Annotated in this window: 9 protein-coding genes; 4 read left to right on the forward strand and 5 right to left on the reverse strand. The window is 72.9% G+C overall.

Features of this window, described 5'->3' with window-relative positions:
• Window positions 1-23 precede the first annotated feature (23 nt).
• On the reverse strand, window positions 24-422 hold the full coding sequence (locus FNX44_RS18125; RefSeq protein WP_143649331.1) for a TOBE domain-containing protein: 399 nt from the start codon (window positions 420-422) through the stop codon (window positions 24-26).
• A gap of 194 nt (window positions 423-616) precedes the next feature.
• On the opposite strand from FNX44_RS18125, the gene tsaD reads away from it, so the two are divergent.
• The gene (gene tsaD / locus FNX44_RS18130) at window positions 617-1687 is read left to right on the forward strand and encodes a tRNA (adenosine(37)-N6)-threonylcarbamoyltransferase complex transferase subunit TsaD (RefSeq protein WP_143649332.1); all 1071 of its coding nucleotides are present in this window, start codon (window positions 617-619) and stop codon (window positions 1685-1687) included.
• 101 nt (window positions 1688-1788) lie between these two features.
• On the forward strand, window positions 1789-4437 hold the full coding sequence (gene alaS / locus FNX44_RS18135) for an alanine--tRNA ligase (RefSeq protein ID WP_143649333.1): 2649 nt from the start codon (window positions 1789-1791) through the stop codon (window positions 4435-4437).
• A 3-nt stretch (window positions 4438-4440) separates the two neighbouring features.
• On the opposite strand, the gene FNX44_RS18140 is transcribed toward alaS, so the two are convergent.
• Entirely contained in the window at window positions 4441-5328 is an 888-nt protein-coding gene (locus FNX44_RS18140; RefSeq protein WP_143649334.1) for an AraC family transcriptional regulator, read from the reverse strand.
• A 178-nt stretch (window positions 5329-5506) separates the two neighbouring features.
• Between FNX44_RS18140 and FNX44_RS18145 the strand changes: the two genes are divergently transcribed.
• On the forward strand, window positions 5507-6265 hold the full coding sequence (locus FNX44_RS18145) for an SDR family oxidoreductase (protein WP_143649335.1): 759 nt from the start codon (window positions 5507-5509) through the stop codon (window positions 6263-6265).
• Between the two features lie 103 nt (window positions 6266-6368).
• On the opposite strand, the gene cutA is transcribed toward FNX44_RS18145, so the two are convergent.
• The 3 genes from cutA to FNX44_RS18160 are packed head-to-tail and all read right to left on the reverse strand — an operon-like array spanning window position 6369 to window position 9160.
• Window positions 6369-6695 (reverse strand): divalent-cation tolerance protein CutA, encoded by a 327-nt coding sequence (gene cutA / locus FNX44_RS18150; RefSeq protein WP_143649336.1) that lies wholly within the window; start codon window positions 6693-6695, stop codon window positions 6369-6371.
• A gap of 20 nt (window positions 6696-6715) precedes the next feature.
• A complete protein-coding gene (locus FNX44_RS18155; RefSeq protein ID WP_143649337.1) occupies window positions 6716-6961 on the reverse strand; it encodes a hypothetical protein in 246 nt (81 codons plus the stop codon).
• A 54-nt stretch (window positions 6962-7015) separates the two neighbouring features.
• On the reverse strand, window positions 7016-9160 hold the full coding sequence (locus tag FNX44_RS18160) for a prolyl oligopeptidase family serine peptidase (RefSeq protein ID WP_143649338.1): 2145 nt from the start codon (window positions 9158-9160) through the stop codon (window positions 7016-7018).
• A 324-nt stretch (window positions 9161-9484) separates the two neighbouring features.
• On the opposite strand from FNX44_RS18160, the gene FNX44_RS18165 reads away from it, so the two are divergent.
• Window positions 9485-9913, forward strand: coding sequence for a hypothetical protein (locus FNX44_RS18165; protein ID WP_143649339.1), 429 nt, complete (start codon window positions 9485-9487; stop codon window positions 9911-9913).
• The last annotated feature ends 181 nt before the right edge of the window (window positions 9914-10094 follow it).

The following is a 10094-nucleotide window of genomic DNA, read 5'->3' on the forward strand; positions in this document are numbered from 1 at the left end:
GGGGGAGGCGGCGGGGGCGGCGTTCAGGCGCGGTCGATGTGGACGTTGGTGGACTTCACGCGCGCGGTGGCGCGCATCCCGACCTCCAGGCCCAGCTCCTCGACGGCCTCCCGGGTGAGGAGGGAGACGAGGCGGTGCGGGCCGGCCTGGATCTCCACCTGGGCGGCGACGTCGCCGAGCTTCACGGCGGTGACGATGCCGGGGAACGCGTTGCGCGCGGAGGTGTACGGTTCGGCGTCCTCGGCGGCGCCGCCCTGCTGGCCGACCTCGACGGCGAACGCGGCCAGGTGGCGGCCGTCGATCATGCGGCGGCCGGACTCGTCGCGGTGGGTGGGGACGCGGCCGGCGTCCGCCCAGCGGCGTGCGGTGTCCGGACTGACGCCGAGCAGCCGCGCCGCCTGGCCGATCGTGTAGGACTGCATATGCGCCACGATAAGCCCGCTAGCCTCGCATCTGCACGGATTCGAGCGCATCACACATGGCAGACGCGGGCAAGCCTGGATGTTCACACAAGACGGGTAGGCGCCGAACCCTCTGCGAGCGCGTTCGAACTTTGCGGGCAATTACACTCGTAGCGCAGGCTGTAACCGCTTTTTTCGAGGGCTGGAGGCCCACCATGACCGGCTCACCCGTGGTGCTGGGCATCGAGTCGTCCTGTGACGAGACCGGCGCCGGGATCGTCCGTGACGGGAAGCTGCTGGGCCACGTGGTGGCGTCGAGCATGGAGGAGCACGCGCGCTTCGGCGGCGTGGTGCCGGAGATCGCCGCGCGCGCCCATGTGCACTCGATGGGGCCGGTCGTCGAGGAGGCGCTGGCACAGGCCGGGCTGAAGCTGGGCGACATCGACGCGGTCGCCGTCACCTCCGGCCCCGGACTGGCCGGTGCACTCCAGGTCGGCGTTGCCGCCGCGAAGGGCTACGCGTTCGCGCTGGACGTGCCGCTGTACGGCGTGCACCACCTGGCCGGGCACGTCGCCGCCGACACGCTGGAGCACGGCCCGCTGCCCAACCCGTGCATGGTGCTGATCGTCTCCGGCGGCCACACCTCACTGCTGCTCGTCCGGGACCTGGTGCGGGACCCGATCCTCCATCTGGGTGACACTCTCGACGACGCCGCCGGCGAGTGCTTCGACAAGGTCGCGCGCGTCTTCGGGCTGCCCTACCCGGGCGGGCCGGCGATCGACCGGGTCGCGCGGGACGGGGACCCGAAGGCCGTGCACTTCCCGCGTCCGCTGACCGGCCCGCGAGACGACCGGCACGCGTTCTCCTTCTCCGGACTGAAGACCGCCGCCGCCCGCTGGGCCGAGCAGCACCGCGCCGCAGGTCGCGAGCTGCCCGTGGCCGACGGCGCCGCGTCCCTCCAGGAGGCGGTGGCCGACGTACTCACCCGCAAGGCGGTCTCCGCGTGCCTGGAGCACGGCGTGGACACGCTGGTGGTGGTCGGCGGCGTGGCCGCCAACTCGCGGGTGCGTTCGCTGGCGCAACTGCGCTGCGAGAAGGCCGGCATCACGCTGCGGGTGCCGCCGCTGCGGCTGTGCACCGACAACGGCGCGATGATCGCCGCCGTCGGCGACCTGCTGATGCGCTCCGGCGCCGAACCCGCGACGCTTGACCTGGCCGTCGACCCGTCCGCGCCGCTGGAGTACGCGGCGCTGAAGCCGACTCCGCTGCCGGCCGCCGCCGTCTGACCCACGGCAGCCAGGCTCCCGGAGATCCCGCCCCGTCCCGGCGCTCCTCGCCACCGGCCCGCTCACGACCACTCGCCCGACCTGACCCACCGGAGACCACCGTGCGCACCGCCGAGATCCGCCGCCGCTTCCTCGACTACTTCGCCGAACGCGGGCACACCGTCGTCCCCAGCGCGCCGCTGCCGACGCCGGACCCGACGCTGCTGTTCGTCAACGCGGGCATGGTCCCGTTCAAGCCGTATCTGGCCGGCGAGGACGTGGCGCCCTGGCCGCGCGCCGCCAGCGTGCAGAAGTGCGTGCGCACGCTGGACATCGAGGAGGTCGGCCGCACCACGCGGCACGGCTCGTTCTTCCAGATGAACGGCAACTTCTCCTTCGGGGACTACTTCAAGGAGGAGGCGATCGCCTACGCCTGGGAACTGTCCACGGCCCCGGTCGACGCCGGCGGCTACGGCCTCGACCCCGAGCGGATCTGGGTCACCGTGCACCACTCGGACGACGAGAGCGCGGACATCTGGCGCCGCGTCGCCGACCTGCCGTCGGAGCGGATCGTCACCCGGGGCGACGAGGACAACTTCTGGTCGATGGGCGTGCCGGGCCCCTGCGGCCCCTGCTCGGAGCTGTACTACGACCGGGGCCCCGCCCTCGGCCGCGCGGGCGGTCCCGAGGTGGACGAGGACCGGTACATGGAGTTCTGGAACCTCGTCTTCATGCAGTACGAGCGCGGCCCCGGCCCGGGCAAGTCGGGCTACCCGATCCTCGGCGAGCTGCCGCGCCGCAACATCGACACCGGCATGGGCCTGGAGCGCATGGCCACCCTGCTCCAGGGCGTCGACAACCTCTACGAGATCGACGAGACCCGCCCGATCCTCGACCGCGCCGCGGAACTCACCGGCGTCCGCTACGGCGCCGAGCACGACTCCGACGTGCGGCTGCGGGTGATCGCCGACCACGTGCGCACCGGGCTGATGATGCTCGCCGACGGCACCTCGCCCGGCAACGAGGGCCGGGGCTACGTGCTGCGCCGCATCCTGCGCCGCGCGGTGCGGGCCGTGCGGCTGCTCGGCCACCAGGACCCGGCGCTGCCGGAGCTGCTGCCCGTCGCCCGCGACTGCATGGCGCCCAGCTACCCCGAGCTGACCGCCGACTTCGACCGGATCGCCCAGCAGGCGTACGGCGAGGAGGACGCGTTCCGCAAGACGCTGCGGCAGGGCACGACCGTGCTGGACACCGCCGTCGCCAAGGCCCGCGACGAGGGCCGCCACACCCTTCCCGGCGCGCAGGCGTTCCTCCTCCACGACACCTACGGATTCCCCATCGACCTCACCCTGGAGATGGCCGCCGAGCAGGGCGTCGACGTGGACCGCGAGGGCTTCACCGCGCTGATGAACGAGCAGCGCGAACGGGCCCGCGCCGACGCGCGCTCCCGCAAGGCCGGGGCCGCCGACACCGCCGCGCTGCGCTCGGTGCTGGACGCCAACGGCCCGACGGACTGGCAGGCGTGGGAGCGGCTGGAGACGGAGTCCGTCGTCCTCGCGATCCTCGCCCCCGCCGGCCGGCTGCCGGCCGCGTCGACCGGCGAGATCGTCACCGTCGTACTCGACCGCACGCCGTTCTACGCCGAGTCCGGCGGCCAGGACAGCGACGCGGGCGTGCTGACCGGCACCGCGTCCGAGGCCGAAGTCCTCGACGTGCAGCGGCCGTTGCCGGGGCTTGTGGTGCACCAGGTACGGGTCACGGCCGGTGAGCTCGCGGTCGGCGACACGGTCCGGGCCGCCGTCGACCCCGAGTGGCGGCTCGGCGCCCGCCAGGCGCACTCCGGCACGCACGTCCTGCACGCCGCGCTCCGCCAGATCCTCGGCCCCACCGCGCTGCAGGCCGGCTCCTACAACCGGCCCGGCTACCTGCGGCTGGACTTCCCCTGGCGCGGCGCGCTCGGCCCGACCACCCGCAGCGAGGTCGAGGAGGCCGCCAACCGGGCGCTCCGCGCCGACCTGCCGGTGGGCGTGCGCTGGATGACGCTGCCTGAGGCCAAGGAGATCGGCGCGCTCGCCCTCTTCGGCGAGACGTACGGCGAGAAGGTGCGCGTCGTGGAGATCGGCGGCCCGTGGTCACGCGAGCTGTGCGGCGGCACGCACGTCGAGCACGCCTCGCAGGTCGGCGTCGTCGCCGTCACCGGCGAGTCGTCCGTCGGCGCGGGAATGCGCCGCGTGGAGGCCGCCGTCGGCGTGGAGGGCTTCGGCTACCTCGCCCGGGAACGCGACCTCGTCGCCCGCATCGCCGAACAACTCCAGGCGCCCAAGGACCAGTTGCCGGAGCGCATCGCGACGCTGCTGGACCGGTTGAAGGCCGCCGACCGGCAGTCCGCCGAGCTGCGCCGCAAGGAGGCCGCCGGCCGCGCCGCCGAACTCGCCGCCGCCGCGGTCGACGTCGACGGCACACTGGCCGCGACCGGCACGCTCAGCGGCGACGGCGGCACCGCCCGCGAACTCGCCCTCGCCGTCCGCGACCGCCTCGACGCGCGCACGCCGGGCGTGGTCGCGATCGGCGCCGAGGCCGACGGCAAGACGGCTCTTGTCGTCGCGGTCAACCGCGCCGCGAAGGACGCCGGACTGTCGGCGGCCACCCTCGTCAAGGGCCTGCTCTCCGGCCGGGGCGGCGGCAACGCGGACATCGCCCAGGGCGGCGGCATCCCCGCCGCCGACCTCTCCCCCACCCTCGCCGGTCTGCCCGCGCTGCTGCGGAAGTGACCGTCAGACGCGCCCGGCGGTGCGGAGTGCGCGCGGGGTGAGTCCGAGGTGGCGGCGCATCGTCCGGGTGAGGTGACTCTGGTCGGCGAACCCGCACGCGTCGGCGATCCGGGCGATGGGGTCGTCGGTGGTGAGGAGCGCCTTCCGGGCCCGTTCCAACCGTAGGCGCAGCACGTACTGGTGCGGCGAGTGCCCGGTCGAGGACCGGAAGACGCGGGCGAAGTGGCTCTCGCTGACACCGGCGACCCCGGCCAGGTCGGCGAGGGTGAGCCGACCGCCGAGGTGCGCGTGGATGTAGTCGACGACGTGCGCGAGCCGGCGCGGCGGGAGGCCGGGGCCCGCCGCACGTTCGTCGACGCCGCCGGGTCCGCCGTCCCGCGCGGCGGCGACCCGGACGACGTGGGCGGCGGTGGCCTGCAGCAGCGACTGCGCGTACAGCGGGTCGGCGGGCCCGGTCTGCTCGTACTCCAGCACCAGGCGTTCGACGAGCGTGGCGAGGAAAGGGTCGGTGAGGTGGTAGCGGGGTGTGATCTCCAGCTGCCCCCGGTGTCCGGCCTCCTCGGCGAGCTTCTCCAGCCACGCCGGTTCGAAGGCGACCAGCATCAGCTCGACGTCCCGCTCCCAGCGCGGCCGGGCGGCCAGCCCGGCGGGGTTGACGAGCGCCTGGCCCCGGTGGAAGCGCTCCCGCCGGGTGCGGCCGTCCGCCGACCAGGTGAGGTTGGTCGACGTACCGGCGTGCACGACCAGGACGTGCGCCGAGGGTCCGACGCCGGAAGCCCCGGCGTACGCGGCGTGGGCGGGTTCCAGGTCGCGTTCGACGACGGCGTGCGCCAGCTCGGGTCCGCTGCCCGAGAGGTTCACCAGATGGGGTTTGATCGCGGAGCCGCTCATACGGTCCATCCTCACCCGGAAGGCCGTCCGACGCAGCAGGCCCCTTCTCGACGGGACCCGTGAGCGGTTCGTTCCAGGACCGCCGGATGGTTCAAGAGCCGGCGGGCCCTCCCGGGCGACGGTGGTGCGGTACGTCGCACAGACGGTATGTCGCACAGACTCGGTGAAGGGATTCCCGATGGACTCGAAGTACTCGCTTTCCGGCAGGACCGTCCTGGTGGCAGCGGGGGCGAAGAACCTCGGCGGACTGATCAGCACGACGGTCGCCGCCGACGGCGCCAACGTCGTCGTCCACTACCACTCGGACGCCACCGAGCCCGATGCCCGGCGCACCGCCGAGGCCGTCGAGGCGGCCGGCGGCAAGGCCCTGGTGGTGCAGGGCGACCTGACCAGGGTGGAGGAGGTGGAACGACTCTTCTCGACCGCGCGGGAGCGGTTCGGCGGCGTGGACGTCGCCGTCAACACGGCCGGGATGGTGCTGCGCAAGCCGATCGTGGAGACGACCGAGGAGGAGTACGACCGGATGTTCGCCGTCAACGCGAAGGCGGCCTACTTCTTCATCCGCGAGGCCGGCCGGCAGCTCAACGACAACGGCAGGATCATCACGATCCTCACCTCGCTGCTGGCAGCCTTCACCGACGGCTACTCCACGTACGCGGGCGCCAAGGCGCCCGTGGAGCACTTCAGCCGGGCGGCTGCCAAGGAGTTCGCGCCGCGCGGCATCTCCGTGAACAACGTGGCGCCGGGCCCGATGGACACCCCGTTCTTCTACCCGCAGGAGACCCCGGAACGGGTGGCCTACCTCAAGTCCCAGGCGATGGGCGGCGAGCTCACGAAGATCGAGGACATCGTGCCGCTGGTGACCTTCCTGGCCACCGACGGGCGCTGGCTGAGCGGCCAGACGATCTTCGCCAACGGCGGCTTCACCACCCGCTGAGCCACCGCGAGGACGCTGAGCCACCGCGAGGAGGCGGGGCGCTCGTCCGAGGAGCCGCAGGCTCGCCCGGCTCATGGCCGGGCGAGCCTGCGGCTCCTCCGGCTCAGCGTCCGGTCGTCTCGTCCGTCACCCAGCTCAGATAGCCCGCCGAACCCCCGGTGATCGGCAGCACGATCACCTCCGGCTCGTCGTAGTCGTGGTGCTCGCCGACGTACCGCGTCAGCTCCTCGACAAGATCACCGCGTGTCTTGAAGTCGACGCGCCACTCCTGGTCGCGCTCGACCTTCCCCCGCCACCGGTAGACGGAGGAGATGGGGTACACCTGCGCGCACGCGGCGAGCCGTTCGCCGATCACGGCGCCCGCCAGCTCGTGCGCCTTGTCCTCCGCGTCCGTGGTCGTGACCACCACGACGTGTCCGCTGTCCGTCATGCCCCGACCCTACGACGTGGTCACGCGTGGCACTTGGGACACCAGTAGCCCTCGCCGCCCTCGATCAGGATCCAGCCGCGTTCGTTGATGTAGGGCGCGGCGGCGGAGGCCTCGTGCAGCAGGTTGCCGAACAGGTCCTCGTCCTGGTCCGGCGGCGGTTCGGAGATGACCAGGTCGAAGCAGATCCGCTCCTGGCAGTCGCCGCGATCGCAGATCAGGTAGAACCGCACCGGCCCGGGCGCCCGCCCATCGGTAGTCAGACTCACGCCGGGCATGTTCCCGCCGTACCACCGCCGCGGCAACCGGTTGTAACGAGCCGATCACTCAAAAGGCTGAATTCCGTCGGCCGGCGCGGTGACACCCAACGACTCTTCCAGGAAGGCGAGTTGGGCTTCCAGTAGGCGGACCGTCGTGTCCTCGTCCATGGTGCCGTGGGTGACGCCGGGCAGCGGGAGCACCCGGTGCGGGCGGCCGGCGGCCAGCAGTGCGGCGGACAGCCGCAACGTGTGCGCGGCGACGACGTTGTCGTCGGCGAGTCCGTGGATCAGCAACAGCGGGCGGCGCAGCTCGGCCGCCTCGTTCACGGGCGAACAGCGGTCGTAGGCGGTCGGGTTGTCGTCCGGGTGTCCGAGGAAGCGCTCCCGCCAGTGGGCGTCGTAGAGCCGCTGGTCGCTGGGGGCGGCGCCGGCGATCGCGGCGTGGAAGACGTCGGGGTGGCGGAGCACGGCGGCGGTGGCGAGCGTGCCGCCGTAGCTCCAGCCGCGGATCGCGACGCGGTTGGTGTCGAGGTCGGCGCAGTGCCGGGCGGCGGCCCGCAGCGCGGCGAGCTGGTCCTCGATGACGGGCCCGAGCGTGTCGCCGTGCACGGCCTTCTCCCAGGCCGGGCCCCTCCCCGGCGTGCCCCGCCCGTCCGCGACGACCACCGCGAAGCCGTGTTCGGCGAACCACCGGGCCTCGCAGAGCAGCGGATGCCGGGTCCGGGTGACCAGCCGCATCGCCGGCCCGCTGTACGGGCTGAGCAGGACGGGGAGTCGACGGCCTTCGCCGGGCCGGTACCAGGACGGCAGCAGCAACGCCGTACGCACCTCGCGGGCCCCGGCCCGCAGATGGACCGCGCGCGGCGGCAACAGCGGTTCGGCCGCCCGCACCCCGATCGGCACGTCCGCCCGCCCGGCGCGCCGCAACGTCACCTCGACAAGCCGCTCCTCCGTCCGCGAGACGAGCACCAGCGCGCCGCCACCCGCCGCCGGATGGGCGGTGTGCGTTCCGGGGGCGGTGGTGAGCTGCCGCAGCCCCTCCCCCGGCGACCATCTCCACACATGCTCCTCGGTCGGCTCCGCACTGCCCGCGAAGTACACCGCCTCCCCGGCGGGTGAGCCGAGGATGCGGTCGACCTGCAGCCCGTCGGGGGTGACCGGCTCCCCGTCCACGAACAGCCGTCGACTCCTCCCGTGGTCCTCGACGTGCAGCAGCCGGCCCGACCGGGTGCGCGCGGGTGCGCCCGCCACCAGCGACACCCATTTCTCGTCCCGCTGCCGCCACAGTTCCCGCGTCTCGCCGGTCGTCGGGTCGGCGGCGAGCAGCAGCACGGTCCGCTGGTCGCGGCTCTGCACGCTGAGCAGCGGCCCGTGCGCGTCCCACGCCGCGCTCGCCAGATACTCGAACTCCCCGCGTGACCAGTGGACTTCCGTCCGCCGGCGGCCGTCGAGGTCCAACGCGTACAGCCGCACGTCCGCGTTGTCCGTTCCGGCGGCCGGGTAGCGGACGGCGCGGGGTGCGGACGCCGGGTCGGCCGGGTCGCTCAACCACCAGCGCCGGACGGCGGACTCGTCGACCCGGGCGACCAGCAGCCGCCGCCCGTCCGGCGCCCACCACAGCCCGTCCGGCCGGTGCATCGACTCGGCGGCGACGTGCTCGGCCAGCCCGTACCGCACGTCGGCGTGCTCCGGTGCGGCCAACAGCCGCGCCGCCGCGTCGCCTTCGAGCTCGACGACGTGGACGGCCCCCTCGACCGCACACGCCACCCGCCGCCCCGTCGGATCAAGCCGCGCGGCCTCCACCGGCCCCGGCAGCACCAGCCGCCTCGGCGCCGCGACCTCGCCGTCGACGCGCAGCCACCACACCTCACCGCCCAGCGTGAAGACCGCCGTACGGACCGCCGCGTCGGCGGAGAAGTCCACGATGCCGGTGGCCCGTTCCCGGGCCCGCTCCCGACGCACACGTTCCGCCTCCGGCACGTCGTCCCCCGCGGCACCCAGCCGGACCGGGTCGGCGAGCTGCGTCTCCCGCCCGTCCGCCGCAAGCCACAGACAGGACACCGGATCTTCCGCACCCCGACTCCGGACGAACAGCACCCGCTCCCCACCCTCCGACACGGCGAACGACCGCGGCACCCCCAGACCGAACCGCCGCGTCCGGGCGTACTGCCGGGCGAACCTCTCGCGTACGGACGACGACAACGGCATGCGGAACCACGCTCCTTGCGGCTGGCCACGAACGGCAGGGGAAACGCCAAGCAGGGGAGCCGAGGACTCGACTCCCCTGTCACAGGCGACGGGTTGAGGGAGAACCGGCGGGCACGACGCACACGGCGGCCGCCCGAACCCCGGTTCCCCGGCACTCTAGGCACCTCACACCCGGCAGGCGCAAGCGTTCGCGGGCCGCACCCACGCCGTGGGTGGCCAAAACGGCTGCTTTCAGGGCCCGTTGACCCGCGACCCCGTGGGTCGGCCGCTTGCGGAGCGGCCGTCGATTGTTCTAGTCTCAGTATATCAATTGGAGGTTTACAGATGCCCGCGTTCACTCGCCGCATACGCGCGGCGCTGACCCTGACGTCAGCGACCGCGCTCCTGGTAGTCGGCTGCTCCACCGGCAACAACAAGGAACTCGCCGAAGAACACTTCAAGTTCGCCGCCAAGGGCAAGTGGGCGGAAGCCTGCGCCCTGGAGTCGGACGCCTTCCGAGGCGGCAGCACCAAGGACTGCTCGGAGGCGCGGAAGGGCGAACAGCCGGAGGGACTTCGGGAACTCTCGACTGACGACATGCGGAGCAAGTACGTCACTCCCGCCAGAGGCAACAAGGCGGCGGAGGAGGGCGACTGGGTGCTGATCTCGTTCCGCGGCGACGGATCGACCGAACACCGGGCCGTCCAGGTACTCAAGGACAAGATCAACGATGTGCGTCCCACATCCGAGGACCAGTGGCAGAACAAGGAGTAGCAAGGACTCCCGGTGCCCTCGCGCCTCCCCCGAGCGACGGGCACGGGTGAGGATGGGGGGCTCACTCGCCGAGTGAGCCCCCCACCGCGCACGCACCCTCACGCAACCCGAGCAGTCCGGAAAGGAGTGGAGATCATGCACCAACCCCTGGTGACACACGCCGTCTCCCGCCCCGCGAGCC

Origin of the sequence: Streptomyces alkaliterrae (assembly GCF_007097205.2) — a bacterium.
GTDB lineage: Bacteria > Actinomycetota > Actinomycetes > Streptomycetales > Streptomycetaceae > Streptomyces > Streptomyces alkaliterrae.

Coding starts and splice junctions, on each gene's coding strand:
- FNX44_RS18125 (WP_143649331.1), bottom strand. CDS start 422: ATGCAGTCCTACACGATCGGCCAGGCGGCGCGGCTGCTCGGCGTCAGT.
- tsaD (WP_143649332.1), top strand. CDS start 617: ATGACCGGCTCACCCGTGGTGCTGGGCATCGAGTCGTCCTGTGACGAG.
- FNX44_RS18140 (WP_143649334.1), bottom strand. CDS start 5,328: ATGAGCGGCTCCGCGATCAAACCCCATCTGGTGAACCTCTCGGGCAGC.
- FNX44_RS18145 (WP_143649335.1), top strand. CDS start 5,507: ATGGACTCGAAGTACTCGCTTTCCGGCAGGACCGTCCTGGTGGCAGCG.
- cutA (WP_143649336.1), bottom strand. CDS start 6,695: ATGACGGACAGCGGACACGTCGTGGTGGTCACGACCACGGACGCGGAG.
- FNX44_RS18160 (WP_143649338.1), bottom strand. CDS start 9,160: ATGCCGTTGTCGTCGTCCGTACGCGAGAGGTTCGCCCGGCAGTACGCC.
- FNX44_RS18165 (WP_143649339.1), top strand. CDS start 9,485: ATGCCCGCGTTCACTCGCCGCATACGCGCGGCGCTGACCCTGACGTCA.